This is a genomic window from Halopseudomonas sp. MFKK-1 (genome assembly GCF_027474385.1).
GTDB classification, from domain to species: Bacteria; Pseudomonadota; Gammaproteobacteria; order Pseudomonadales; family Pseudomonadaceae; genus Halopseudomonas; species Halopseudomonas aestusnigri.
Genome location: NZ_CP114836.1, coordinates 766,159 through 791,690 on the forward strand (window position 1 = coordinate 766,159; position 25,532 = coordinate 791,690).

The window sequence follows — 25,532 nt, forward strand, 5'->3', positions numbered from 1 at the left end:
CCCCGCAGGGCCCGACTGGTCATCAGTAGATGCTGAAGGGGAAGTACTTGGCGTTGATGGTCTCGTAGGTACCGTTCTCGACGATCGTCTGCAGCGCCGCATTCAGACGCTCGCGCAGCGGGTCGCCCTTGCGCACGGCAATACCGATCTGGTCGTTGTCGAACACCGGCTCGCCCTTGAACTCGAAGTCTGCGCCAGCATCGCTCTGCAGCCACTCGTACTGCACGAAGTTGTCGGCCAGCACACCGTCAATACGGCCCGCGCTCATGTCCAGGTAGGCGTTCTCCTGGGTGTCGTACAGGCGGATGTCGACCACATCACCCAGATTGTCTTCCAGCCACTGGCCGGCGATGGTCGCGCGCTGCGCACCAATGGTCTTGCCCTTCAGGCTTGCTTCGTCGGTAGCGAAGTCAGACGACTTGGGCGCAACGAACTGCAGCTTGTTGGTGTAGTAGGGGTTGGTGAAGTCTACCGCCTGCTTGCGCTCGTCGGTGATCGACATGGAGGCGACTAGGAAGTCGAACTTGTTGTTGTTCAGAGCCGGAATGATGCCATCCCAGTCCGAGGTCACAACGGTGCACTCGACCTGCATCTCGGCACACAGTGCCTTGGCGATATCCAGGTCAAAGCCGACAACCTCTCCACTGGCGTCGATCTGGTTGAAGGGAGGGTAGGCCCCTTCTGTGCCGATACGCAGGCTCTCGGCAACGGCGGGAGCACTTACAAACAACGCTGTGGCGACTGCCAGCAAGACTTTCTTGTATTGCTTCATGGAAGGACTCCTTACTTATGGCTTGACATGAACTGTCGGCAGCGTTCGGAAACGGGATTGCCGAATACCTGCTCCGGAGTGCCGATCTCTTCGACCTGCCCCTGGTGCAGAAATACCACTTCACTCGATACCTGCCTGGCGAACCCCATCTCGTGGGTTACCAGAAGCATAGTACGCCCCTCTTCCGCCAGCGCGCGGATCACGTTCAATACTTCCTGCACCATCTCGGGATCGAGGGCGGAGGTAGGCTCGTCGAACAGGATCACGCGTGGCTGCATGGCCAGTGTGCGGGCAATCGCTGCGCGCTGCTGCTGACCACCGGAAAGCTGTGCCGGGAAGGCGTGGCGCTTGTCGGCGATCCCCACCTTCTCAAGAAAGGCCTCAGCCGCCTCAACGGCCTCGGCCTTGGACTGGCCCAGCACACGGCGCGGCGCCTCGATAATGTTGTCGAGGATGCTCATGTGCGGCCAGAGATTGAAGTTCTGAAAGACAAAACCGACGCGGGCACGCAGTCGGTTGATCTGGCTGTTGTCTGCGGCAACCAGGTCGCCCTGCCGACTGCGCTTGAGCTTGAGCTCTTCGCCAGCGATCAGGATCTGCCCTTGATGGGGGTTCTCCAGCAGATTGATGCAGCGCAGCATGGTGCTCTTGCCGGACCCGGAAGAGCCGAGAATCGAGATAACGTCGCCGTCGCGGGCGACCAGATCAACGCCCTTGAGAACCTCAAGGTCGCCGTAACGTTTGTGCAGGTTGCGCACTTCCAGAGCGGGTGAAGTCACGTATCAATATCCACCAGGCTGTGTTGGCCGTCAGGTATGGGGCTATCACACTCGTGGTGCGATGCCATCGGGAAGCGTTCCCTATGCAGTCATCCGAGTGCGGTACTGATGGCAAACCTAGCACAGCTGCCAACCATGACCAAGATCAGCCGTTCGGTCACACCGGGCAATTAACAGGCAAGAGTCTTGCCAACCCCGATGCCAGACGCCTCGAATCACTAAAAACAAAAAAGCCCGCTGGGGTTGCCAGCGGGCTTTCTAAATAGTGGTGCCCGGGGACGGAATCGAACCGCCGACCAGTGGGACCACCTTGAAACCCCTTGCAGAATGCCGCCTAGCGGTCATTCGGAAGCGCGGCAGTGTACGCATTAGGTGTACTCAACTCAAGAGGGGACGGGCTGCTTTTCATCTGAAAAAACCGTGACGCACCAGCCAACAGAGGTTTCATCTATCACCCCCGGCGGCACCTTCAAGCGCAACCGAACGAAAACCAGCAGGGTATTATTGGCCAATACCAGAGCACGACCAAACGGTGATGAGTACTAAGTGAGCAGAGCCATTCCCCCGCATCGCCAGCCAGAAGGAGTCCCTTCAAAACCCGGGGATAAGCAGCATATGCGCCAGAAAAAGCAGCGTTAGTGTCCGCAGAAAGACCAAGCCGAAAACCGCAGGCGACGGCCCAGAGGGCCGCCACCTTTGGACTTAAAACAGGTCAAGTTGACCCGGGTGTGTACGCCAGTGTTGGCAAACGCTTTCCCAGCGGCCGAAACGGAACCGCATATAGGCGTGCACGAACACTGTCTTGATACCGGAATGAGCCATGATTCGGCCCTCCTTACGACAGACGGAAGGGTTTTGGCTTGCCCGACACAGTCGCAAGGACTACACTCCCTATCGTCTTCCCCAAGACAGATAAGTAGGTTATCGGGTGGTTCGGTAGACCCTCGTTCACCTCACCAAAGGCTCAGGGTGTTAGCGCACTTCTGAGCTTTTTTATTTGGCTGAGCTAGTTTCTCAGTAGAAAAGCCTCCTCTGCCCCTTCATCTCTCCTTGCTGCTTCAGCTTGTCCAGTCTGTAGGAAGCACTTGCCACGCTCGTACCACACAGTTCTGCGAGACGCTCTGGCGTTTCAGCTTCTTTACATGCCGAGACGGGCATCATAATCGCAGCAGTTAGTGCCTTGGCTTGCCATTCCGAATCTTCATAGAACTTATGCTGCCCAAGCACTGCCCCTCGATGGAAGGTAGCCGCATGATTGAGAACAATATGAGCCATCTCGTGCACCACAGTACTGCGCCCGAAAACGTGCTGCGCATGCAGCATGTCGTAAATGTCCTCTCTGAAAACCAATAGACTCTCGGTGGGGACAGTAAAGGCAGCGCAGTCTTCTAACTGATCTATCTCGGCAATTTTGAGATTGTAACCAGCGCTTGGGAGGAGCTTCTCAAGTATCTGAACGCAGTTCAGGTTGTACTTCTCACCTGGAAGCACCGGCAGGGCCATTCGTATACCCTCCGCTACGCGCTCAAGCGACGCGTAGCTTTGAGGGCTCACTTTAAGACCTTGCGGCGTTCGAGGCTGACCATTCGAGTAAAGCGTTGCCAAACCTTATTTCTCCTTCATCGGTTGCGCTTGATCTTGAAGCCATCGCTTGATTTCTTCTGTAGGTGCACTGCCCTCCTGAAGGCGACGCGCAAACGCCGCTACCAACCCTCTTGCTTCCGCGTCTAGGTCAGCCGTATTGACAACGTCTTTGGAGCGTTCCGCAGCAATCCTTAACTTATGGAGCTGCTCTGCGTCCGCATACTTTGCAAAAAATTCAATAGCCGAATCGATATGCTTATCTGAGAGGCGCTTCTCGCCGTACTCAATTCCGCTTAAATGTGCGGAGCTAATAGTCATCGCTTCCGCCATGGCCTTGAGAGACAGGTCGAACCTCATCCGAAGCGTACGAGCCGCTTCTCCAAAAGGTGTAAGTCTCATCTGCTCATCATCCCGTAAACCCCACTCATCGGCACCTTCTCCTTGGCTATGATATTTTCCATTTAGAGAAGATCGTAGCCAAACAAATGAAAAAGCGCAAGCGGGTATCTGGACAGAGCACAAACCAAGCCCTTTTGGTGCAGAAAATCTGCGAGGCCTCAATAGATAATGGCTTCAAACCTGTTCCCCCCGTACCGGGTACGGGTCACGTTTTTTCGCCAACCTCTCCCGCAAACTTGAGCGCACCAAGCGAGCCCACAGCCTGCTCTCACCAGCCACAGGCCTACGCTCTTCTGCTGCTTCGTTTGGGTATACCTGAGCGACCACGCTAACACAGCCGCCATTCGTAGTCGTATAGGACCAATTGACAACGTATGCGAGCACACCAATACTGACCACACCTTAACGAACACAAGGAGCAGTCAGCATGTACGTCCGGGCATACCTCCGAGCATCCACCCAAGAGCAGGACGCGACACGCGCCAAGGAAGCACTGACAGCCTTTGCAGAGCAGCATGGGCAGAAGGTTGCCGCCTACTACGTCGAGAACCAGAGCGGAGCGTCTCTGCAGCGTCCTGAGCTGTTCCGTCTGCTGGACGATGCACACCCCGGCGATGTTCTGCTGATTGAGCAGGTCGACCGCCTATCACGCCTGACGGAGGATGACTGGCAGCAACTGCGGCAGACCATCAGAGCCAAGGGCGTCTTGGTTGTCGCTCTCGATCTGCCCACCTCTCACCAGTCTATGCAGCAGACCAACGCTGACGAGTTCACCGGGAGGATGCTGGCAGCAATCAACAACATGCTCCTAGACATGCTCGCAGCCATCGCCCGGAAGGACTACGAAGACAGACGCAGGAGGCAGGCTCAGGGCATCGAAAAGGCCAAGGCCAAGGGAGCGTTCAAGGGTAAGCAGATCGACAAGCAACTACACCAGCGCATCCTGACCTGTCTGGCAAAAGGCATGAGCATCAGGGAGGCTGCAGCAGCGACAGGCGCAAGCACAGCTACAGTGCAGAGGGCCAAGAACAGAGCGGCAGAGTCAGAGGCAGGCTGACACCACCATCATCACCCGCGAATACAACAACAACGTCTTCCACTTCCGCGAGGACGGCTACTTCAACATGACCAAGGCCGCTAAGGCGTTCGGGAAAGACGTCTACGAGTTCCTACGCCTGCCCAGCACTGTTGAGTACACCGAAGCCTTAACCGGGATTTTCCCGGATAAGGAAATCGTAATCCGCAAGCGCGGCTCCGGCCTGCACCCACAAGTCGGCACCTGGGGTCACCCCAAGCTGGCCGTCTTCTTCGCCCGCTGGCTGGACGTGAAGTTCGCCGTCTTCTGCGACATGGTCATCGACGACATCCTGAACAAGAAGGCTGAGCTGACCATCACCAAGCCGGAAGAGTCTGCCGCCATGGCGCTGCCGAAGACGCAAGAGACCATCAACAATAGTTATAAGACCATGCACCCAATATAACTGGAGATTTACCCCCAGTCATAGCACTCAGTTACCTCTAAGAGATTGCCTAGTCCAAAGAAAAGACCAAAGCAAAGACAACTCTAAAGACTATCTATAAGAGAACCTACAGAGTCCCTGAAGATACCTTATAGACAATGGGAAGCAGTGGAGGAGAATGCAGCCCCAAGCAATGGACTCAGGGCTGGCCTATCATCAGGCAAGGAAGGAAGTCAGCCCCAACCGATGGATGGCAGCTTCAGGGGACAGTAGCGAGCCTTTGTAGGGTCTTGCCCACCAGCAGCCGAGGCCGTCGTTTATCACTATCTGCCCTCCGACCTTCTCCAATGCTTCTGCCAATGGCTTGGATATACACCACCACTCTGCAACACCTGCGCTCTCGTACAGCTCAGGCATCAACACGGCGATGAGTTCGGATTGCTCAACGAAGATATGCGGGCTAGCCATCGTTCATGCTCCTTGTGTTAGTGATGTGAGGTGCAGAAGGATGCAACAGAACAGCCCAGCGGGGAAGGCTGCAAATACGGAGAAAACAGACGTATAATCCTTTTACTTTCAAAGAGATAGATACGCAGACGTAGTAACATGCAGAGCGCCAAGTAATCTCGGAAGCGTAGCGTTTCCCAGTGCTGCACCGAGACTACACAGCCGGTCGCTCAGACTGCCACCTCGGACGCTCTCAAAGGCCCAGATACGCGCGTAGAAGAGGTCGTCACGCCAACCCAAAGGACAACCATTGCCAGAGTCAAAAAGCGACTCCTAGCGCCCTCTGAAGCCGTTACAACCCTACCTCAATAGCCGCACCTAGCGATGACGGAAAGACTCCTGAATTAACGTCGCAATATACAAGACCACAAAGACCAACGCTCAAGACCACCAAGCCACCCTCTGAGTGTTTGTCGTTGTAGTTGTCTCTTCACCTCCCCTATCACCAAGCCTTCAACGCCTCGACACCTGACAGCCTCTTTCCAAGCGCCAGCAAAGCGCACGTCAGGTCACGAGGCCAGTCACCTAGCAATCCACCTGACAGGAAATCACCAACAATGACTGCAATCATGGTCTTCACCGATGGAGCATGCTCCAACAATGGCAACAACTCTGCCCAAGGCGGCTGGGGAGCCGTTCTAATCAATGCTCAGGGCCAGCGTCTTGAGTTAGCCGGGCCGCTGTCTGGAGACAACCAGACCAGCAACAGAGCGGAACTCACGGCAGCAATCGAAGGACTGTCTGCGTTGAAGCGTCCCTCCTCCGTCATCCTCACCACCGACAGCCGCTATGTGGAGCAAGGCTGCAGGGAATGGCTCCCCAAGTGGCAAAGCAACGGATGGAAGAGCAGCAACGGAAAGCCGGTGAAGAACCAAGACCTATGGCAGCAGATGGCAGAGCTGCTAAAGCTGCACACCGTCGAGCTGCGCTGGGTCAGAGGCCACACCGGCCACCCAGAGAACGAAAGAGCGGACACGCTTGCAACGATGGGCGCAGCAGGCAAGCGCATCAGGCGTCGGAGCAAGCGGAAGGCGGCTTAGGCAGCAAGCCAAGGGGACACCAAGGCAATGGACAGGGGACGTCCAGACCAACGGGGGAAGCAGCCATCTGCTCCCCTGTCGTTTTTCTTCAGTCGTCCAGCAAGCCAGCCATACGGGCCAGACTCGGGAGCCTCTTCACTTCCTCGTACATCCTCCGCATCGGGTAATGCCCATAGGTTGCACCGACGTTTGCAGGCGCATGCCCGGTCAACCAGTCGGCCAACCGCTCATCAATACCAACGTCTCTGCACAGAGTCTTGAACGAATGCCGGAAGCCATGCGAGGGAGAGGCAGCAGTCTCCAACCCCACCACATCATCAAGGTAGCCGCTCCAAGTCTTGCCTATGGCATGGCCGTAACCGTCTACCGGATGCAGGGTCAGCTTCGGGAACAGACGCCCATCAGCAGGCAAGCTGTTACGGTAGTCGATGAATCCCAGCGCCAGCAGGTCAGGATGCAACGGCACCTTGCGGAAGCTGCTGTAGGTCTTCAGCGTCTTGCCTGCCCCCGGGCGAATGTCCAGATACCAGCAGTCGGCCTCTTCGTCGTAACAGACATCAGACACCAGCAACTGCGCCATCTCTTCCCGGCGGGCACCGGTGTATGCCATCAGCAACGGCAACCAGTACAGAGCCTGCCCATAGTCAGCACGAGGGGGCGACCACTGCCCACGGAAGAGCGGGCTGCTGAAGATGCGCTGCAGCTCCTTGCGGCTGTATCCCTTCTCGTCCTGTGAGCGGGTCTCGGACTTCTTCACAGACTTAGCCAGGGTACGCAGCAAGCCAGAGGCAGACACTGGCTCTTCCTGAATCAGGCCCAGACGCTCACGGGCAAAATGCAGAACCGTTGAGAGCACCTTGAGCTGCTTGCGCACGGTTGCAATGCCCGGCAGCGGTAACCCTTCAGCTTCCCCCCTTGCGATTGCCTGAGCCACAGTCAGCGAGCGGATGCCCTTGCCACTGGTAGGAATCTTGGCAAGAGAGGCCCGGAACTCTTGGCAGGTCGCCCGGGTGATGCTGGTCACTGGCATGTCACCGTGCAGCTCAATGAAGCGGCCTATCACAGTCTCAAACTCAGCGATGGTCTTGGCCGTGCTGCGGTCGTCGCCATCGTCCAGACGCTTGGCCTCAGCCCACGCCTTGAGAACCTCAGAGATGGGACGATTGGCTGCAGCGTCCCGCTCCTGCTTTCGGGCCTGCTCAACTGAGAGAGGCTCACGGGGAGCGACAGGAGGTGCAGCAATGTATCTGCCCTGCGCGTGAGCCTGAGCATAGGCCCAGTCCGACAGCAGCAACAGCTTATCCCTGAAGGCTTCCAGCAGTTGAGAACGTAGCGGCGTACCTGCAGGGGGCATGGGCAGGCTATGCGCTGACAGGGCTGCTTCAACGAAGGGGAGGACAACGTCAGCAATGGCTGCTTCTGTCAGGTCACTGAAGACGCTGTGCATGCTGTCCCAGTAGGAAGCCACTCCCTCACCATCCTCTGCATCGGAGCCGGACACACCACGGCACTCCAGCAGGTAATCAGTGAAGGCACCGCTGCGGCGCATCTTGGCGTGTTCTTCGGTAAACCACCGGGAGGCGAGCTGCTCCACGTCTGCAGCATTGAGGAGGCTGTTGCCTGCAAGCTGCGCACGAGCCAAGGCGAACCGCTCAACGGACTCTTGGTATGCAGCAGGGAAACGCCGCGCAGCCTCTTCAGGGTCACGGGTCGATAGGGAGCGTTTGTATTCGGTACGCCCAATGATGGGCCGAAGCTCTGCGGGAACCTTCCGGCGTAGCCAGTAAACGCCACGCCTATCCTTGTGCGGTCTACTCATTGCCAAAACCATCTGGTGTACCCTCCCGGTGTACGCAAATCGGAAGGGGTTAAGGCAGCCCAGATACAAAAAACCCCCGAAACCGTTAGGAATCAGGGGCTTAAATGTATGGTGCCCGGGGACGGAATCGAACCGCCGACACGGGGATTTTCAATCCCCTGCTCTACCAACTGAGCTACCCGGGCAACGTGGGCGCCATTAAATAGATTGCGCCTCGACCTGTCAAGCACCCTGGAAAATATTTTCCATTTTTTCAGCTGCTTACCGGCAAATTACTCGCTGGGAGGAACGTAACCCTCGGCCTGCGCGTACTCTTCACCGGCCAGGAACTTGTCCATTTCCTGCTGGATGAAGCGGCGATCCTCGGGATCCATCATGTTCAGACGGCGCTCGTTGATCAGCATGGTCTGGTGCTTTTGCCACTCATCCCAAGCCTTGCGCGACACTTCGTTAAAAACCGCCTGCCCCTTCGGGCCCGGATAGGGTGGTCGGTCCAGCCCCGGCAGCTCCTTCTTGTACTTGCGGCACATCACCATGCGTGTCATCGACAAACTCCTCTCAGGCCAGTGACGGAACTCGCGCTTCGATCTGGCGCAGCAACTTCTTCACGGGAGCCGCCAGACCCAGCGATTCAGGGTGCCGCAGGTTATACCAGACCTGCCCGGATTCGGCCACGGCAGGACGCGCCGAGACCCGCAGCAGCAGGGGCTGAATGTCCAGATGAAAATGGCTGAAGGTATGCCGCAGGGGCGCCAGCGCCTCGCGCTCATGCGCAGCCATCTGCAAGCGGCCGAGCAGGTCGGCCAGCTCGTCTTCGGCATCCAGTTCCGGCGGACACCAGAGCCCGCCCCAGAGGCCGCTGGACGGCCGGCGCTGCAACCAGACGGCGCCCTCCTCGTTCATCAGCAGCGGCATCACGCAGCTGCGCACCGGCAACACCTTGCGCGGCCTCGATGCCGGAAAGCGCTTCGGTTCGCCCAGCGCGCGCGCCTTGCAGCCATCGCGCAGCGGGCAGAGCAGACAGGATGGATTGCTGCGGGTACACAGGGTCGCGCCGAGGTCCATCATCGCCTGGGTGTAGTGGGCCACCCTGTTTTGGGGCGTGAGCGACTCGGCCATGCGCCACAAACGGTCATGTACCGCCTTCTCGCCGGGCCAGCCGTCGACCGCCTCGAAGCGGGTCAGCACCCGCTTGACGTTGCCATCCAGGATCGGTGCACGAATGCCCATGCTGAGCGATGCCACCGCGCCCGCAGTGGAACGACCAATGCCCGGCAGCGCGCACAGCCCCTCGACACTGCGCGGAAACTCGCCGCCGAGCTGACTGACAACCAGCCTGGCAGCCTTGTGCAGATTGCGCGCTCGGCTGTAATAACCCAGCCCGGTCCACAGGTGCAGCACCTGATCCTCGTCAGCCGCCGCCAGCGCCTCAACGCTCGGCAGTTCCTGCATGAAACGCAGATAGTAGGGAATGACCGTGGCCACCTGCGTCTGCTGCAGCATGATCTCAGACACCCAGACCCGATAGGGGGTCATATCCTGCTGCCAGGGCAGGTCGTGCCGCCCATGCTCGTCATACCAGTCCAGCACGCGCTGGGCAAAAACCTCAGGTATCACCGTGAAAACAGCCCTTTGATGGCGTCACGCAGTTCCGGTGCCTTGTCGCCGAGAGAATCGTCAATGCGCTCTTCCAGTTTGCGCTGCACTTCGTTACCCACCAGTTTGGCGGCGATCTTGCCCACACCCTCGGTATCCACACCACAGCTGCTGCCGGCGTTATGCAGATAGCCATTGCAACGGATCGGCCACTCGATATCGGCATAGCGCTCATTAACCTGGCAGGCCTCGTCCGGCATCTCGCTGCGATCACCTTCCAGCAGCAAGCCGAGCCGATAATCAATCCGCTGATCCGGCAGATTGATCTCGCCCTGCCCCTTGCCGGCCAGCCCCGGCAGGTCAGCCACCAGATCACGGTTGCTGACCACGCCATTTCGAATGGTGAAGCTGCCGCTCAGTTGCTCGAACGGCGTGTCTTCACTGCCGTGCTCGGCGCTCAAGGACTTACGATTGGCCAGTGCAATAGCGCGACAAACCTGCTGCTCCAGATTCACGCCGAGCAGCGCGCCATCATCTACCTTGAAGTTGGCCGAGCCGTTCAGGCTGTTCATCCAGCGACGCAGGCTGTTGCCGCCAGCGGTGACATCCAGATTCAGATCCATCAGGCCGCGAACCTGCTGCGGCACATCATAAGCCTGCTGCGCGGCCGCCGAATCAATCCCCTTGAGCTGCGCTTTCAGCGCATTGCTGACCGGCGTCTTGCGGGTGTCGATACTGCCACTGGCCGCGAAGGTGCCACCGAAGATGCCGCCATCGAGCTGCGTCAGCCGTACCAGACCGTCACGCGCCTTTACTGCCACACTGAACGGCTTGATATTTTGTCCGGTCAGGGTGACTTGCTGCAGCGCCAGCTTGCCGTCCACGTCTAGGCTCGCCAGCACATCCAGTGGCAGCAGCGCTTCATCGCTCCACTCCTCCGGCGCCGACTGTGAGCGGCTGCCACCGGAGCCGGCAGCAGCACCAGTGCTCTCACCCGCCTCGCGCGGCGGCAGGTAGTTATCCAGATTGAGGTTGTCGCCACTCAGGTCAAAGCGCAGCGCCTGACGCTCGAAGTCAGCGACGCCCAGCGAGCCGTTTAGCGCAAAGCCGTCCAGCGCCAACTGCAGGTCGTTGAACATGATGCTGCTCGCACCGCCCTTGAGGTTGGCCGACAGCGCCACACTCGAGAGCGCACCGGGGTCTGCCATCTCCGGCAATTGCTGGCCGATGTCACGCAGCAGGTCACGGGCATCGAAGGCAGCGACGTCAAGCCGACCGGTCAGCTGCGGCTCGGTGCTGAGCCCCGTCACCTTCACCTGGCCAGTCGCGCGCATATCCGCCAGCGACAGCCGCAGCTGGCTCAGCTCGGCAACCTGCTCGGCAAGGTCAAGCATGCCGTCGCCCTGAAGCTGGAAATTAACCGCACGACCGTCGAACGGCTCACCGCTGGCGTCGACCTTCAGGTCCACAGCGCTGAGCTGATAGCGCTGACTCTCAGGCTGCAGGGTCGCCACCGAGGACAGATCCACACGCACCCGCATGGCCGGTTGATCAGTCGTCAGCAGTCCCTGAAAAGACACATCGAAGGGCTCGTCGGGAATCAGTGCGCCAGTCATGAAGTTGGCCTCATCCAGACTCAGGATGCGGCCGCTCTGGCGGTCTTCGTAGCGCACGCTGGCGTTGGTCACCCGCACGCTTTCGACGGTGATATCGAAGCTGCGGCCACTGTCCGCCGACTCTTCGCCGGCTGCACCGTCGCCTCCCGCACCTGCCGTTTCGGGCTTGGCTTGCGGGCCGACGCTTTCCCAGTTGCCAACACCCTTGTCGTTACGCACCAGTTGCAGCTGGATATCGTCGAGAATCACGTCACTCATGCGCAGCTGCTTGCGCAGCAGCGGCAGTACCTTCACGCCCAGGCCAAGGCTGCCAACGGAGGCCAGCGGCTGATCGGGCGTTGCCACCGGCGCCACACCCACGTTCTTGAGTTCGATACCAAGCCAGGGAAACAGCGACCAGCCGATATCACCATCCAGCGTCAGCTCGACATTGGCCTGCTCACGCGCGGCCTGACGAATGTCGTCCTTGTAGTCATTGGGGTCAAACATCCGGGTCAGGAAGAACAGCGCGCCGATCACCAGAATGACGATGCCTGCCAGCACCATCCCCAATACCTTGGCAAAGGATTTCATACTTGCTCCTTGTCGTTTGCGGCCTCCGCGCCGCCTGCATGCAGCCTACACGGCATCCAGCCTGATCGCGACCTGTTCGGCCAGCGCCAAACAGGCAGTCAAGCCCGGGGACTCGATCCCCAGCAGGCTGACCAGCCCGACAATACCGTGAGTCGTGTGGTCTTGGATGACGAAATCCCGGGCCGGTTCCCCCGGGCCGGACAGCTTGGGCCGCACGCCGGCGTAAGCCGGCTGCAGCCGCCGGGCATCGCAATCGGGCCAGTAGCGGCGAATCGCGCCGGCAAAGACATCGCGCAAACCCTCGTCGACCTGATAATCCAGTTGATCGATATAGCGCACATCCGGGCCAAAGCGCAGCTGTCCACCAAGATCCAGCGTCGCATGCACGCCGAGCCCTGCCGCATTGGCTTCCGGCATGGGGTAGACCAGGTGGGAAAAGGGCGAGCGACCGCTGTAATTGAAATAGCGCCCCTGACACAGCTGCAACGGCGGGATCTCACCCGCACCGGCGGCAGCCTGCACCTGCTGCGCGAACAGCCCGCCGGCGTTGACCACCTGTCGAGCGCTGACAACGAAGGGCTCGCCCGCGCTGGTGCCGGTCACGCGCAGCCCTCCGCTGATCGACTCCAGCCCGGCGACCCGGGTGTTGCAGTACAGCTCGCCGCCGGCGACCTGCAGCGCCGCCTCGAACGACTGCATCAGCGCATGACTGTCGACAATCCCGGTGAGCGGAGAGAACAGTCCGGCCACCGCCCGCACCTGCGGTTCACGTGCGGCGACATCGTCGGCACTCTGCCAGAGCAGCTCGACGCCATTGGCCGCGGCGTTGGCCTGCAACCGTTCAAGTGCGGGAATCTCGTCTTCGGTGACCGCCACCAGCAGCTTGCCGATGACGTGATGCGGCACCGCATGGGCGCGGCACCAGTCATACAACAGGTCGCGCCCATGCCGGCAAAGCTGCGCCTTGAGCGAGCCCGGCGCATAGTAGATACCCGCGTGAATCACCTCGCTGTTGCGGCTGGAGCAATGCTGACCAATGCTGCTTTCCTGCTCCAGCACCAGCACGCTGCGGCCGCCGCGCGCCATGCGCTGTGCGACAGCCAGCCCGACAACCCCTGCTCCGATGACCACCAGATCCACATCCACGCGCAGCTCTCCTCCTGTTTCGCTGCCATTGTGCCGTCAGCCATGGTCCGGCAACAGCCCTTCCTATCAAGCCGATTGGCAGACCCCATCAGTCACCGGTAGCCCTTCTGGCTGGCAGGCACGTATAATGCACGCCTTTGAATGCATCCATCAGCGGAGACACCCATGGCTGAGCGTAAGGCCAGCGTCGCGCGCGACACGCTGGAAACCCAGATCCAGGTCGCCATCAATCTCGATGGCACTGGCCAGGCCGATTTCGACATCGGGGTTCCCTTCCTTGAGCACATGCTCGACCAGATTGCCCGTCACGGCCTGATCGACATGACCATCAAGGCCCGCGGCGACCTGCACATCGACGACCACCACACCGTCGAAGACGTCGGCATCACCCTCGGCCAGGCTTTTGCCAGGGCCATCGGCGACAAGAAAGGCATCCGCCGCTACGGCCATGCCTATGTGCCGCTGGACGAGGCGCTGTCGCGCGTGGTGATCGACTTCTCCGGCCGCCCCGGCCTGCAGATGCACGTGCCCTTTACCCGCGCCAGCGTCGGCGGCTTTGACGTGGATCTGTTCATGGAATTCTTCCAGGGCTTCGTCAACCACGCCCAGGTCACCCTGCACATCGACAACCTGCGTGGTGTGAATACTCACCACCAGATCGAGACCGTGTTCAAGGCCTTCGGCCGCGCGCTGCGCATGGCGATTGAAGAAGATCCACGCATGGCCGGCATCACCCCGTCGACCAAGGGTTGCCTGTAAGCCATGAGCAGCCATGTAGCCGTCATCGACTATGGCATGGGCAACCTGCACTCGGTTGCCAAGGCGCTTGAACATGCAGGCGCCCGCCAGGTCGACGTGACCAGTGATCCGCAAATCATCCTCGCCGCCGACCGCGTGCTGTTGCCGGGCGTTGGTGCCATTCGCGACTGCGTCAGCGAACTGCGCCAGCTCGAACTCGACGGCGTGGTCCGTCAGGCCGCCAGGGAAAAGCCCCTGCTCGGCATCTGCGTCGGCATGCAGATGCTGCTGGAGCACAGCGAAGAGAATGGCGGTGTTGACTGCCTCGGTCTGTTCCCGGGCAAGGTGCGCTTCTTTGGCAATGAGCTGCATGAAGCCGACGGCACCCGCCTGAAGGTCCCGCACATGGGCTGGAATCAGGTCAAGCAGGCCATCGACCACCCGCTCTGGCACCGCATTGAGCAGGATGCCCGCTTCTACTTTGTGCACAGCTATTACGCTGCGCCGGACAAGAGCGGCCAGCTGGCCGGGCGCTGCCACTACGGTGTCGACTTCGCCGCCGCACTGGCCCAGGACAACGTATTCGCCACCCAATTCCACCCCGAGAAAAGCCACACCAACGGCCTGCAGCTGTTGAGCAACTTTCTCGCCTGGGATGGGCGCTGGTAAACATCGAGCGACAAGCCACAAGCTGCAAGCCACAAGCCAGACCGCTTGAAGCTTGAAGCTTGAAGCTTGAAGCTCTTTTTCCAAAGGAAAAAGACATGCTGATCATCCCCGCTATCGACCTGAAAGACGGTGCCTGCGTGCGCCTGCGTCAGGGCCTGATGGAAGACGCCACCGTGTTCTCCGACGACCCGGTCGCCATGGCCGCCAAATGGGTTGAAGCCGGCTGCCGCCGCCTGCATCTGGTTGACCTGAACGGCGCCTTCGAGGGCAAGCCGGTCAACGGCGATGCGGTCACCGCGATCGCGCGCCGCTACCCGAACCTGCCGATCCAGATCGGCGGCGGTATCCGCTCGCTGGAAACCATCGAGGAATACGTCAAGGCGGGCGTCAGCTACGTCATCATCGGCACCAAGGCGGTCAAAGAGCCGGAGTTCGTCGGCGAAGCCTGCCGCGCGTTCCCGGGCAAGGTGATCGTGGGTCTGGACGCCAAAGACGGCTTCGTTGCCACCGACGGCTGGGCCGAAGTCAGCAGCATTCAGGTGGTTGACCTGGCCAAGCGCTTTGAAGCCGACGGCGTCAGTGCCATCGTCTACACCGACATCGCCAAAGACGGCATGATGCAGGGCTGCAACGTTGAAGCGACCGCCGCGCTGGCCAACGCCACCTCGATCCCGGTGATTGCCTCCGGCGGCATTCACCACATCGGCGACATCCAGACCCTGCTCGACACCCGCGCCCCCGGCATCATCGGCGCCATCACCGGCCGTGCAATCTATGAAGGCACGCTGGATGTAGCTGAAGCGCAGGCGCTGTGTGACAACGCAGCGGCAAGCCACAAGCCATAAGCGGCAAGCTGTCCGCGCCGGTTTACTGATTTTGCTTGCAGCTTGAAGCTTGTCGCTTGCAGCTGCTTTCGGAGAAAGCCCATGCCCCTGGCCAAACGCATCATCCCCTGCCTCGACGTCGATAACGGTCGCGTGGTCAAGGGCGTCAAGTTCGAGAACATCCGCGACGCCGGTGATCCGGTGGAAATCGCTCGTCGTTACAACGAGCAGGGCGCGGACGAAATCACCTTCCTCGATATCACCGCCAGCCATCAGGAGCGCGACACCACGCTGCACACGGTCGAACGCATGGCCAGCCAGGTGTTCATTCCACTGACCGTCGGTGGCGGCGTGCGCACCGTGCAGGATATTCGCAACCTGCTCAACGCCGGCGCGGACAAGGTATCCATCAACACCGCAGCGGTGTTCAACCCGGAGTTCGTCGGCGAAGCGGCGGATCGCTTCGGTTCGCAGTGCATCGTTGTGGCGATCGACGCCAAGCGCGTGTCCGGCCCGAACGAGCCCGGCCGCTGGGAGATCTTCACCCACGGCGGGCGCAAGCCAACCGGTCTGGACGCGGTTGAGTGGTCGAAGAAGATGGAACAGCTGGGCGCAGGCGAGATTCTGCTGACCAGCATGGATCAGGACGGCGTGAAGAGCGGCTACGATCTGGGCGTCACCCGCGCCATCAGCGACGCCCTGCACATCCCGGTGATCGCTTCCGGCGGCGTCGGCAACCTGCAGCACCTGGCCGACGGCGTACTGCATGGCGGCGCCGATGCGGTGCTGGCGGCGAGCATTTTCCACTTCGGCGAATACAGCATTGCCGAAGCCAAGGCCTATATGGCCGAGCGCGGCATCGAGATGCGTCTCTGATATCACTGACGGCTTCCACGCTCTGCCTGGGATACTGACCGCACGGACGTTACCCATACCGATAAGCGGCGGTGAGACGCAGAGCATTGGAACGATCAGCGACGGCGGAGCGCGCACGGACTCCAGTCCCGTTTACGCGGGCGAGTAGCGCAGGGCTGGCGGGAAACAGGACGGCAGCATGTCTGAGGAGCGCAGCGACGAGTTCTGCCGTCCCCCGCCAGGCCGAGCAACGCAGCGAACCCGAAGGGCCGCGTAGCCGGGTGCCCCGGGGGATCGCTAAGGGGGGCTGGGCAAGCGGCCCCCCTTGGCTCGCCGTAAAAGGCGAAAAGCCATCGGTCAGGCGACACCGCAGCCGGCAATGCCATGCAAAACTGAACGCACCAGAGATGCACGCCCTGACGGGCGCTCCCACGCGGAGCATGGGAGCGATCAACGATCAAGCAGCTAACGCTCCAACAACGCCTGCACACTCACCAACCGCACACCCTCTCCCTCCAGTTGCGGCAACCGCCGCTCCAGATAGCGCACGGTCTCAGGATACGGATGACCGATCAGTACCGCCGCGCCGTCCTTGCGCGCCTTCGCGACAGCCAGAGCGAACTCGTAATCAATCTCCGCCTCGGTCCGCTGGTTATCGAGGAACACGTCGCGTGACACGCTCGGCACCTGTGCAGCCTTGGCGGCAAAAACAGCCTGAGTCTGAGCGGTGGTGCGACTGTCGACAAAGAACAGCTGCCGCTCGGCGAGCACCTGCATCAGCCAGTCCATGCGCTGACGATCCGCAGTCAGACGACTGCCCATGTGGTTGTTGACACCCTGAATCGGACTGAAGGCATTCAGGGCGAGTTGCAAACGGGAGCGAAACTCGGCTTCCGGCATGGCCGTGGTCAACCCGCCGGGGCCAATCGACAGGCCGGCCATGTTTTCCATCGGCAGATGCAGCATCACCGGCTTGCCGGCTGCCGCGGCTTCGGTGGCCAGCAGCTGTGAGTGGGGAAGAAACGGCAGGATGGCCAGTGCAACCGGACCGGGCAAAGCCACCAACTGGCGACCACCTGGCAGGCTCTGGCCCACGTCATCAATGATGATCGCCAACTGCGGCATCAAGGGCGGTTCGATGGGCGGCGCCGGCGGAACCGGTTCGGGCTCGACAACCACCGAGGGCACCTCGTCCGCTGAGGCCGGCGGCGCATCACCCGGGACGACGGGACCAACAGCAGCGTCCGCCTCGACCACGGGCAGGTCAGACGACTCGGTTGATGGTGCCGTTGCTGTCACCGGGACGGGCGCAGGTTTTTCCGGCGATTCCTCGTCCGAGCAGGCGCCCAGCAACAGCGCAAAACCCAGCACAAGCGCAGGCAACACGCCAACGCGCGACAGAAAGGTCCAGCTCATTTATCAGTCTGCGGCGCGCGCACGTGTGGCGATGTTCAGCCCCTTGAGCAGGCTCAGCGCCTGGGTCAGTTGATAGTCGTCGTCGAGCAGGCTGCGCTCCGGCTTGGGCTCGCTGCCCGTGGGCCGCTCGTTGCCACTGGCGTTATTGATGTGGCCAGCCAGATCGGCCTCACGGAAGCCGACCTCACCCTCGTCGACTGTCAGATGTCCGCGCTCGACACGGATATCCGGCACGATGCCCTGGGCCTGAATCGAGCGTCCGCTCGGCGTGTAGTAAAGCGCGGTAGTCAGCTTGAGTGCCCGGTCATTGTTCAGCGGCAATACGGTCTGCACAGAGCCCTTGCCAAAACTGTCGGTACCCATGATCACACCGCGCCCCAGATCCTGCAGGGCACCGGCAACGATCTCGGAAGCCGAGGCCGAGCCACCGTTGATCAGCACCACCAGCGGCACGCTGCCGGAGGGATTGGCACTGGTCGCATTGAAACGCATCTCGGCGTTACTCAGGCGGCCCTTGGTGTAGACGATCAGGCCGCTATCGACAAAGCTGTCGACCACCTCGACCGCCGCCTGCAAAACGCCGCCGGGGTTGTTGCGCAGATCGAGCACCAGCCCCTTGAGCTGACCGTTGGCATTGAGGCGATTGATCGCCGCCCGCACCTCGTCACCGGTGTTGATCTGAAACTGGGTAACGCGCAAATAGGCATAGCCCGGCTCAAGCTCCTCGGTCTTGACGCTCTTGACCTTGATGATGGCGCGCGTGAGGGTCACCTCAAACGGACGTCCTTCGCCACGCACCAGGGTCAGCCGAACCTCGGAACCCGGCTCGCCGCGCATGCTGTCGACCGCGTCCATCAGACTCATGCCCTTTACCGGCTGATCGTCGATCTTGATGATCAGGTCCCCGGCCTCGATACCCGCCTCGGCGGCTGGGGTGTCGTCAATCGGAGATACGACCTTGAGGAAGCCGTCTTCCTGCCCCACTTCAATGCCCAAACCGCCGAACTGACCTTCGGTGGAGTCTTGCAGGCCGGTGTAATCTTCCGGGGTAAGGTAGGCGGAGTGCGGATCAAGCCCCTCGAGCATCCCGCGAATGGCGTTTTCCAGCAGGGTGGCGTCGTCCACCGGCTCGACATAGGAGCCGCGAATGCGTTCGAACACCTCAGCGAAGGTGCGCAGCTCGTTCAGCGGCAGCGGTGCGGCAGCGGGCTGGGAAGCCGACTCCTGAGCCTGAACCTGTGACAGGCCAAAGGCCAGGGCAAACCCGGCCACCAACAGACGACGCGCTGCGATCATGTAACTCTCCAGTCCGGAATATTCAACAACCACCCGTGATCTGCAGCGGGCGCTGTCACCCGGACAGCATACACCAGCCCAGCGGATCCAGCGCCTGACCACGGTGACGAATGGCAAAATACAGTGACGGCTCGCTCAACCCGCCACTGCTGCCGACGGTGGCAATGGGCTCACCGGGCTGCACCCAGGCTCCCACTTCCTTCAGCAAGGTCTGGTTGTGGCCATACAGGGTCAGATAGCCACCGCCGTGATCGAGAATCAGCAGCAGCCCAGAGCCACGCAACCAATCGGCAAACACCACCCGGCCTCCGTGAATGGCATTGACCGGGGTTCCGCTCGGCGCATTGATTACCAGCCCATCCCACTTCAATCGGGAATCGGCACCGCGCTGACTGCCGAAACGCGCCGCCACCTGCCCCCTGACCGGCAACGGCATCTTGCCACGTGCCTGGGCGAAGGGCAGGTTACCTGCCGGCACCGGGATGCTGACTACGGCTTCCTCGAGACGCTTGATCAAGCGTGTCAGCTCGGCGCGCTCGGCTTCACGGGCGCGCAGCTGTTCGGCCTGACTGCGCTGCTGACCTTGCAGTGACGCCAGCAACTGGCTGCGCTTGCGCTGCTGGGTTTCAAGCGCGGCAGTACGTTCGGCCAGCCCTTCGCGCTGCTGCTGCAGGCTCGTCTGCTGGGTGACTATCTGTGCACTGGCCTGCTGCAACTCGGCGATGGTGTCGTTGAAACGGGTGATTTCCCCGACCCGCGCCTGGCCGACATAGTCGTAATAGCGCAGCATCCGCGCCATACGGCCCGGGTCATCCTGATTCAGCAGCAACTTCAAATAGCTCTGCTGACCGGCCATATAGGCGGCGCGCACCTGACGGGCGATCTGCTCCTGCTGGGCCTTGAGCGAAGCCTGCAGGGTGCGGGTCTGCTCTCGCAGGTCGATCAGACGGCTCTCGCCATCGCGAATCTGCTGCTCAAGCTCGCGTCGTTCGCGCTGCAGGCGACCAATGTCCGTCTCGCTTTCCTTCAGCTCGGCCTCCATGCCGGAGACCTCCTGCCGCAGGCCCTGCAACATGTCCTTCAGCCGCTCGATGTCCGCCTGGGCCTTCTCCAGCTCGGCACGGGCAGCACGCGAATCTGACGGCTGATCTGCGGCCAGCGGTGCAACCCAACCACATATCGCAGCCAGCAGCATGGCCATCAGCGGCCGACGCCAGCGTCCCTGCTGAGCACTGGGCATCGGCGCTTACTTCACGCTGGTGATGATGCTGCGGCCCGTCATCTCGGCCGGTTGCGGCAGGCCGAGCAGGGTCAGCAGGGTTGGTGCAACGTCGGACAGGATGCCGCCGTCACGCAGCTCGACCTGACGTGGACCGACATAGACGAAGGGCACCGGCTCGCAGGTGTGCGCCGTGTGCGCCTGCCCGGTGTGCTCGTCGGACATCTGTTCGACGTTGCCGTGGTCGGCGGTGATCAGCGCCTCGCCACCGACCTTGGCCAATGCGGTGCTGATACGGTCAATGCAGCTGTCGAGACATTCGACTGCAGCGACTGCCGCGTCGAAGACACCGGTGTGGCCAACCATGTCGCCGTTGGCGTAGTTGACGATGATCACGTCGTAGCGCTGCTGCTCGATGGCCTCGACAATGCGATCGGTCACTTCCGGCGCACTCATCTGCGGCTGCAGGTCGTAGGTCGCCACCTGCGGGGACGGGATCAGGATCCGCTCTTCGCCCTCGAACGGTTCTTCACGGCCGCCGGAGAAGAAGAAGGTCACGTGGGCGTACTTTTCGGTTTCGGCGATACGCAGCTGGGTCTTGCCCTGCTTGGCCAGGTATTCACCCAGCACGTTTTCCAGTGTTGCCGGCGGGTAGGCGCAGGGCGCCGGAATGTCGGCGGCGTACTGGGTCAGCATCACGTAGCCGGCCAGCTTCAGCTCGCGCTGGCGGGCAAAGCCGCTGAAACCCGGCTCAACGAAGGCACGGCTCAGTTCGCGGGCGCGGTCGGCGCGGAAATTCATGAAGATGACAGCGTCACCATCCTCGACCCTGACCGGCGCACCGATAGTGGTGGCCTTGACGAATTCGTCACTCTCGCCGCGCTCGTAGGCGGCAGCCAGACCATCGGCTGCGGTCTGCGCGCCGAACTCGCCGCGACCCTCGGTGATCAGATTGTATGCAGCCTCGACCCGCTCCCAGCGATTGTCACGATCCATCGCGTAATAGCGGCCGATCAGGCTGACGGTGCGACCCTTGCCGAGGCGGGCATAGGTATCTTCCATCATCTGCAGCGAGGGCTCGGCGCTCTTCGGCGGCGTATCCCGACCATCGAGGAAGGCGTGCAGATAAATGTGCTCGGCACCACGGCGGGCCGCCAGCTCGACCATCGCCGCCAACTGCTCTTCATGGCTGTGCACGCCGCCCGGCGACAGCAGCCCCATGACGTGGACGGCGCGACCGGCAGCCACGGCTTTGTCGACCGCTGCGCAGATCACCTGATTGTCGAAGAAGTCGCCGTCCTGAATCGACTTGGTCACCCGGGTGAAGTCCTGATAGACGACGCGGCCCGCACCCAGGTTCATGTGGCCAACCTCCGAGTTGCCCATCTGGCCGTCCGGCAGGCCAACATCCATGCCCGAGCCGGATACCAGCGTGTGCGGCGCGCTGGCCCAGAGCTTGTCCCAGACCGGCGTCCTGGCTGCCATGATGGCGTTGGAGTCGGGAGATTCACTGTAACCGAAGCCGTCCAGAATCATCAAAACCACAGGTTTGGGCGCTGCTGTCATGGCAAAAACTCGCGTTGAAAAGATCGGGAAAAAGTACTGCGTGCCTGTCGGCCGCCAACAAGGCCCCCAGTTTACTGGTCGGGCGGCGGCCTGTCATGCTCGGTTCCCGCCAACCTTGGTGTATACTCGCGAGCTTTCAGCGTCCCGGAAGCCAGTTCAATGCAGTTTCTTCAACATCTGATCGAATTCATCGGCAATCACTATCTGCTGACCACCGCCTTTCTTGTCGTGCTTGCCCTGCTGCTGTTCACCGAAGGCCGCAAGTCAGGCAAGGCCCTGACTGCCAGCCAGGCCACCACCCTGATCAACCGGGAGCAGGCCGTCGTGATTGACCTGCGCTCGAAGAAGGACTTCAGCGCCGGCCACATCGTCGACTCCATCAACATTCCCTACGACGCGCTCGAAAAACGCATGGGCGAACTGGACAAGCACAAGGGCAAGCCGTTGCTGCTGGTCTGTGCCGCAGGTCAGCACGCAGGCAGCTGCGCCAAGCAGCTCAAAGCTGCCGGACACGAGAACGTCGCCCGCCTGGCAGGCGGTATCTCGGGCTGGCGCGCCGACAACCTTCCATTGGTCAAATAACATGGCAGACGTCGTCATCTACAGCAGCAATTATTGCCCTTTCTGCATGCGCGCCAAGCAGCTGCTGGCCAGCAAGGGCGTGCAGTTCCGCGAGATCTGTGTCGATGGTCAGCCCGCCGTACGCGCCGAGATGACCCGCCTGGCTGGCGGGCGCACGTCGGTTCCGCAGATCTGGATCGGCAACACCCATGTCGGCGGCTGTGATGACCTGGTCGCCGCGCAGCGCTCTGGACAACTGGATGCGCTGCTGGCAGGGTAAGCAGCGCTTTCAACCCGAAAACACAACCATCACTTCAAGGATTTTTCACGATGGCCGAAGAACAGAACAATCAAGCCGCCAACGGCGCACAGGCAGGTCAGCCGCAGTTCAGCCTGCAGCGCATCTACGTCAAGGACCTTTCCTTCGAGTCGCCGAAGTCGCCGGCCGTTTTCCAGAGCCAGTGGAATCCTCACGTCAATCTGGACCTCAATACCCGCAACACCGAGCTGCAGCCGGGTATCTATGAAGTGGTTCTGACCGTCAATGCCACCGTCACCACTGGCGAGAACGAAGTCTGCTTCATCGCTGAAGTACAACAGGCCGGCATCTTTGCCATTGACGGCCTGGATGAAGCGGCCATGCGTCACACCCTCGGCGCGTTCTGCCCGAACATCCTGTTCCCCTACGCCCGTGAAACCATCGACAACCTGGTACTGCGTGGCAGCTTCCCTCCCCTGATGCTGTCCCCGGTCAACTTCGACGCCCTGTTCGCCCAATCCGAACAGCGTCGTGCCGCCGAGGCCGCAGGCACTGCCTGATCAGCCGCTGCTTGCCGGGCCGCAAAGCCCGGCAAGCACCTCGCATCAATACCGGCAACCACCGGATCTTGTGCGCGCCAAGGCGCATGATCTAAGGTAGGCGTCCGCCCCCCCCCGAACGAAGACGGAATCTCGCATGACCCTGCCGGCATCTCGCCCTCTCTACCTGCTTGCCCTGATTGTGTCCGCCCTGCTGATGGCAGCCGCTCTTTATCTGGAGCACGTGGTTGGCCTGGAGCCCTGCCCGCTGTGCATCATCCAGCGCATTGCGCTCATCATCGTCGGTCTGATCTGCCTTGCCGCAGTGCTGCATAACCCCGGCCCGAGGAACGGCAAGCGCACCGGCGCACGAACCTACGGCGTTCTGCTGACGCTGGCCAGCCTTTTTGGGGCAGGCACTGCCGGCCGCCAGGTCTGGCTGCAGCACTTGCCACCAGATCAGGTGCCATCATGCATTCTGCCGCTGGACTACATGCTCGAAACCCTGCCCTTCTGGGATGTGCTGAGCCAAGTCTTCAGCGGCACCGCCCAGTGCGCAGAAGTGACCTGGACCTTTCTCGGCCTGAGCATCGCCGAAGGCACCCTGATCGCGTTCATCTGCTTCTCTGTCTTCGGTGTAATGCAGATCCTGCGCAAGGTCGACTGATTGCTGCAGAACCGGCATCAGAAGCCTTGATGCGGCGATACCGACTGGCCTATTCTGATGCCAGCCCGGGATTCATTCACACCCACTAAGTCGGCCAGACCGACACTGCCGAAAAGAGGTGGAAGATGCTGGAAACCTGCAGAACCTCCCAGGAGCGCTGGGGCGGTGTTCACCAGTTGATCGACCGCTGGCTCGCCGAACGCAACCAGCTGATCCTGGACTACACCCAGCTGCGCAAACGCACGCCGGTGCCCGACTCCGCCGACACGGCACTGTCGGCCTTCTGTGACGTGCTGGTCGACTACGTTTCCGCCGGTCATTTCGAAATCTACGAACAGCTGCTGCGTGAAGCACAGGATTTCGACGACCAGCGCGGCATTGAGCTGGCTCATCAGGTCTACCCGCGCATCGAAGCCATTACCCTCGAAGCCGTTGCCTTCAATGATCGCTATGGTCAGGCAGCCAGCATCATCGACGAGACGCAGATGCAACAGCAGCTGGAACAGCTGGGCGGCCTGTTGCATGAACGTTTCGAGCTTGAAGACTGTCTGATCGAAGTACTGCATACCGCTCACAAGGATCTGCTCGGCGCCGTCTGAGCAATCCGCAGACCAAGGAACAGCTGCTCGTGACCAGCACAGACAAGCCAAAAACCGCCGACAGGGTTGCCTCACCTCTGCATCTGCTGAAGACCCTGACACGCACCCTCAACGAACACCTCACCGAGGCCTGCGAGAAAGCGATCAAGGATGCGGGCAAGGCCCTGGAGAAGCTCCAGCGCCAGCAGGAAAAGCTTGAGGACAAACTCAAACAGAGCGAAGCCAGGCTGGCCGAGCGCACCGCCGAGGATCCGAACAAGCCGGCAAGCAAGACGCGCCGCAAGATTGCCGACCTGCGCGCGGCGCTGGAAACGCTTGAGCAATCGCGCAACAACGCCGAGCGCTATATCGCCCAGCTGGAAGCCGATGTGCGTCAGACCCTGCGCCTGGCCAAGGGGCTGGACCGCATCGACGCCCAGGTGACCCAGGCCCTCGACAAGCGCGACGCACCCAAACCGGCCGCCAAACCGCGCAACCGCCGCGCGCCGACCAGGCGCAAACCCTCGGCAGCCAAGTCTGCAGCTCAGCCCGCTACTGAAGCGAACTGAGCTGACGCTCCAGGCATAGCGCCAGCTGCTCTACCAGCTCGGCGCGACGCCCGTCCATCTGCCCAATGCAGCCCGCCGCAAGGCACTGCTGCAGCCCGGCTGCGGTCAACTCGCTGCGCTCAAGCCAGACAGCCAGGCGCGCCAACTGACTCAGTTCCGCCTCGACCTCCGCCTGCTTGGCTATCTGATACAGCGCCTGAGACTGGGGGTCGCCGGCGAGACCGCGACGAGCCTCACGCGCCGGCAGAATAACCGCATCCCGCCAGGCTGCCTGCTGCAGATGCAGCGCCTGCCATTGCGGCGCCGGGAGTGCGCGCCGCTGCAGCCAGAGCCAGATAGTCAGCAACAGAAGCAGCACGTCTTCGTCGCATTCGTCCTGCAACGCCAGCAGCAGAGGCGCTGCACCCGGCCTGGCATACAGCCACTGCGCCCATTGCGGCAAGCCGATGGTTGTCTTACTCATTGTGCTTCTCCCGCCTTGCGGC

The 25,532-nt window shown here is 61.1% G+C and carries 28 protein-coding genes, 1 tRNA gene and 1 pseudogene; 13 read left to right on the top strand and 17 right to left on the bottom strand.

All coding sequences use genetic code 11. The features are described 5' to 3' along the window. Nucleotides 1-22: 22 nt before the first annotated feature. The 4 genes from O5O48_RS03405 to O5O48_RS03420 form a co-directional block, all read right to left on the bottom strand. Complete coding sequence (locus tag O5O48_RS03405; protein ID WP_228245753.1) at nucleotides 23-772, bottom strand: ABC transporter substrate-binding protein; 750 nt, start codon at nucleotides 770-772, stop codon at nucleotides 23-25. Nucleotides 773-783: 11 nt separating this feature from the next. Continuing rightward, on the bottom strand, nucleotides 784-1,551 hold the full coding sequence (locus tag O5O48_RS03410) for an ABC transporter ATP-binding protein (RefSeq protein WP_228245752.1): 768 nt from the start codon (nucleotides 1,549-1,551) through the stop codon (nucleotides 784-786). Between the two features lie 1,014 nt (nucleotides 1,552-2,565). Beyond that, complete coding sequence (locus tag O5O48_RS03415) at nucleotides 2,566-3,054, bottom strand: ImmA/IrrE family metallo-endopeptidase (protein ID WP_269688155.1); 489 nt, start codon at nucleotides 3,052-3,054, stop codon at nucleotides 2,566-2,568. Nucleotides 3,055-3,159: 105 nt separating this feature from the next. Then, complete coding sequence (locus O5O48_RS03420) at nucleotides 3,160-3,534, bottom strand: helix-turn-helix domain-containing protein (RefSeq protein ID WP_269688156.1); 375 nt, start codon at nucleotides 3,532-3,534, stop codon at nucleotides 3,160-3,162. A 427-nt stretch (nucleotides 3,535-3,961) separates the two neighbouring features. Here O5O48_RS03420 and O5O48_RS03425 point away from each other — a divergent pair, with 427 nt between their 5' ends. Further along, nucleotides 3,962-4,591 carry a recombinase family protein gene (locus O5O48_RS03425; protein ID WP_269688157.1) on the top strand — a complete coding sequence of 210 codons (630 nt, stop codon included), beginning with the start codon at nucleotides 3,962-3,964 and terminating at the stop codon, nucleotides 4,589-4,591. 67 nt (nucleotides 4,592-4,658) lie between these two features. Beyond that, nucleotides 4,659-5,015, top strand: coding sequence for a KilA-N domain-containing protein (locus O5O48_RS03430; RefSeq protein ID WP_269688158.1), 357 nt, complete (start codon nucleotides 4,659-4,661; stop codon nucleotides 5,013-5,015). 195 nt (nucleotides 5,016-5,210) lie between these two features. On the opposite strand, the gene O5O48_RS03435 is transcribed toward O5O48_RS03430, so the two are convergent. Next, a complete protein-coding gene (locus O5O48_RS03435) occupies nucleotides 5,211-5,462 on the bottom strand; it encodes a hypothetical protein (protein WP_269688159.1) in 252 nt (83 codons plus the stop codon). Nucleotides 5,463-6,058: 596 nt separating this feature from the next. Here O5O48_RS03435 and rnhA point away from each other — a divergent pair. Continuing rightward, nucleotides 6,059-6,541 (top strand): ribonuclease HI, encoded by a 483-nt coding sequence (gene rnhA, locus O5O48_RS03440; protein ID WP_269688160.1) that lies wholly within the window; start codon nucleotides 6,059-6,061, stop codon nucleotides 6,539-6,541. Between the two features lie 88 nt (nucleotides 6,542-6,629). Here the strand turns inward: rnhA and O5O48_RS03445 are convergent, their stop codons facing one another. The 7 genes and pseudogenes from O5O48_RS03445 to O5O48_RS03470 all read right to left on the bottom strand — a co-directional run bounded on the left by O5O48_RS03445 (nucleotide 6,630) and on the right by O5O48_RS03470 (nucleotide 13,231). Beyond that, on the bottom strand, nucleotides 6,630-8,183 hold the full coding sequence (locus tag O5O48_RS03445) for a site-specific integrase (RefSeq protein WP_269688161.1): 1,554 nt from the start codon (nucleotides 8,181-8,183) through the stop codon (nucleotides 6,630-6,632). A 51-nt stretch (nucleotides 8,184-8,234) separates the two neighbouring features. Continuing rightward, nucleotides 8,235-8,372, bottom strand: a pseudogene (locus O5O48_RS17745) (DUF6538 domain-containing protein); the annotation flags it as partial. 97 nt (nucleotides 8,373-8,469) lie between these two features. Continuing rightward, nucleotides 8,470-8,545: transfer RNA gene (locus O5O48_RS03450), tRNA-Phe, on the bottom strand. Nucleotides 8,546-8,632: 87 nt separating this feature from the next. Continuing rightward, complete coding sequence (locus O5O48_RS03455; protein ID WP_088276171.1) at nucleotides 8,633-8,905, bottom strand: oxidative damage protection protein; 273 nt, start codon at nucleotides 8,903-8,905, stop codon at nucleotides 8,633-8,635. 13 nt (nucleotides 8,906-8,918) lie between these two features. Further along, nucleotides 8,919-9,977 (bottom strand): A/G-specific adenine glycosylase, encoded by a 1,059-nt coding sequence (gene mutY / locus O5O48_RS03460; RefSeq protein WP_269688162.1) that lies wholly within the window; start codon nucleotides 9,975-9,977, stop codon nucleotides 8,919-8,921. Next, the gene (locus tag O5O48_RS03465; RefSeq protein ID WP_269688163.1) at nucleotides 9,974-12,145 is read right to left on the bottom strand and encodes an AsmA family protein; all 2,172 of its coding nucleotides are present in this window, start codon (nucleotides 12,143-12,145) and stop codon (nucleotides 9,974-9,976) included. Before O5O48_RS03465 ends, mutY begins: the two co-directional genes overlap by 4 nt. 45 nt (nucleotides 12,146-12,190) lie before the next feature. Continuing rightward, complete coding sequence (locus tag O5O48_RS03470; RefSeq protein ID WP_269688667.1) at nucleotides 12,191-13,231, bottom strand: NAD(P)/FAD-dependent oxidoreductase; 1,041 nt, start codon at nucleotides 13,229-13,231, stop codon at nucleotides 12,191-12,193. A 225-nt stretch (nucleotides 13,232-13,456) separates the two neighbouring features. On the opposite strand from O5O48_RS03470, the gene hisB reads away from it, so the two are divergent. From hisB to hisF, 4 genes are all read left to right on the top strand, one after another. Then, nucleotides 13,457-14,050 carry an imidazoleglycerol-phosphate dehydratase HisB gene (gene hisB, locus O5O48_RS03475; protein WP_269688164.1) on the top strand — a complete coding sequence of 198 codons (594 nt, stop codon included), beginning with the start codon at nucleotides 13,457-13,459 and terminating at the stop codon, nucleotides 14,048-14,050. Between the two features lie 3 nt (nucleotides 14,051-14,053). Beyond that, nucleotides 14,054-14,698, top strand: a complete 645-nt coding sequence (gene hisH / locus O5O48_RS03480; protein ID WP_088276176.1) for an imidazole glycerol phosphate synthase subunit HisH — start codon at nucleotides 14,054-14,056, stop codon at nucleotides 14,696-14,698. Nucleotides 14,699-14,793: 95 nt separating this feature from the next. Next, a complete protein-coding gene (hisA, locus tag O5O48_RS03485; RefSeq protein ID WP_269688165.1) occupies nucleotides 14,794-15,543 on the top strand; it encodes a 1-(5-phosphoribosyl)-5-[(5-phosphoribosylamino)methylideneamino]imidazole-4-carboxamide isomerase in 750 nt (249 codons plus the stop codon). 81 nt (nucleotides 15,544-15,624) lie between these two features. Next, nucleotides 15,625-16,398: an imidazole glycerol phosphate synthase subunit HisF gene (gene hisF, locus O5O48_RS03490; protein WP_088276179.1), complete on the top strand. Its 774-nt coding sequence runs from the start codon at nucleotides 15,625-15,627 to the stop codon at nucleotides 16,396-16,398. Between the two features lie 444 nt (nucleotides 16,399-16,842). Here the strand turns inward: hisF and O5O48_RS03495 are convergent, their stop codons facing one another. Genes O5O48_RS03495 through gpmI form a run of 4 tightly spaced genes read right to left on the bottom strand, consistent with a single transcriptional unit; the run spans nucleotide 16,843 to nucleotide 21,874 of the window. Then, a complete protein-coding gene (locus tag O5O48_RS03495) occupies nucleotides 16,843-17,793 on the bottom strand; it encodes a divergent polysaccharide deacetylase family protein (protein ID WP_269688166.1) in 951 nt (316 codons plus the stop codon). Between the two features lie 3 nt (nucleotides 17,794-17,796). After that, nucleotides 17,797-19,089: a S41 family peptidase gene (locus O5O48_RS03500; RefSeq protein WP_269688167.1), complete on the bottom strand. Its 1,293-nt coding sequence runs from the start codon at nucleotides 19,087-19,089 to the stop codon at nucleotides 17,797-17,799. A gap of 55 nt (nucleotides 19,090-19,144) precedes the next feature. Further along, the gene (locus O5O48_RS03505) at nucleotides 19,145-20,329 is read right to left on the bottom strand and encodes a murein hydrolase activator EnvC family protein (protein WP_088276182.1); all 1,185 of its coding nucleotides are present in this window, start codon (nucleotides 20,327-20,329) and stop codon (nucleotides 19,145-19,147) included. Nucleotides 20,330-20,335: 6 nt separating this feature from the next. Beyond that, nucleotides 20,336-21,874, bottom strand: a complete 1,539-nt coding sequence (gene gpmI / locus O5O48_RS03510; protein ID WP_269688168.1) for a 2,3-bisphosphoglycerate-independent phosphoglycerate mutase — start codon at nucleotides 21,872-21,874, stop codon at nucleotides 20,336-20,338. Between the two features lie 159 nt (nucleotides 21,875-22,033). Here gpmI and O5O48_RS03515 point away from each other — a divergent pair, with 159 nt between their 5' ends. From O5O48_RS03515 to O5O48_RS03540, 6 genes are all read left to right on the top strand, one after another. Next, on the top strand, nucleotides 22,034-22,456 hold the full coding sequence (locus O5O48_RS03515; protein WP_228245743.1) for a rhodanese-like domain-containing protein: 423 nt from the start codon (nucleotides 22,034-22,036) through the stop codon (nucleotides 22,454-22,456). 1 nt (nucleotide 22,457) lies between these two features. Beyond that, entirely contained in the window at nucleotides 22,458-22,715 is a 258-nt protein-coding gene (gene grxC / locus O5O48_RS03520) for a glutaredoxin 3 (RefSeq protein WP_228245742.1), read from the top strand. Between the two features lie 50 nt (nucleotides 22,716-22,765). Continuing rightward, a complete protein-coding gene (gene secB, locus O5O48_RS03525; protein WP_228245741.1) occupies nucleotides 22,766-23,254 on the top strand; it encodes a protein-export chaperone SecB in 489 nt (162 codons plus the stop codon). Nucleotides 23,255-23,390: 136 nt separating this feature from the next. Beyond that, nucleotides 23,391-23,900, top strand: coding sequence for a disulfide bond formation protein B (locus O5O48_RS03530; protein ID WP_269688169.1), 510 nt, complete (start codon nucleotides 23,391-23,393; stop codon nucleotides 23,898-23,900). Nucleotides 23,901-24,025: 125 nt separating this feature from the next. Next, the gene (gene rsd, locus O5O48_RS03535; protein WP_228245739.1) at nucleotides 24,026-24,499 is read left to right on the top strand and encodes a sigma D regulator; all 474 of its coding nucleotides are present in this window, start codon (nucleotides 24,026-24,028) and stop codon (nucleotides 24,497-24,499) included. A gap of 29 nt (nucleotides 24,500-24,528) precedes the next feature. Continuing rightward, the gene (locus O5O48_RS03540) at nucleotides 24,529-25,047 is read left to right on the top strand and encodes a hypothetical protein (protein ID WP_228245738.1); all 519 of its coding nucleotides are present in this window, start codon (nucleotides 24,529-24,531) and stop codon (nucleotides 25,045-25,047) included. On the opposite strand, the gene O5O48_RS03545 is transcribed toward O5O48_RS03540, so the two are convergent. Next, nucleotides 25,031-25,510, bottom strand: coding sequence for a TIGR02444 family protein (locus O5O48_RS03545; RefSeq protein WP_228245737.1), 480 nt, complete (start codon nucleotides 25,508-25,510; stop codon nucleotides 25,031-25,033). The genes O5O48_RS03540 and O5O48_RS03545 overlap by 17 nt on opposite strands. Between the last annotated feature and the right edge of the window lie 22 nt (nucleotides 25,511-25,532).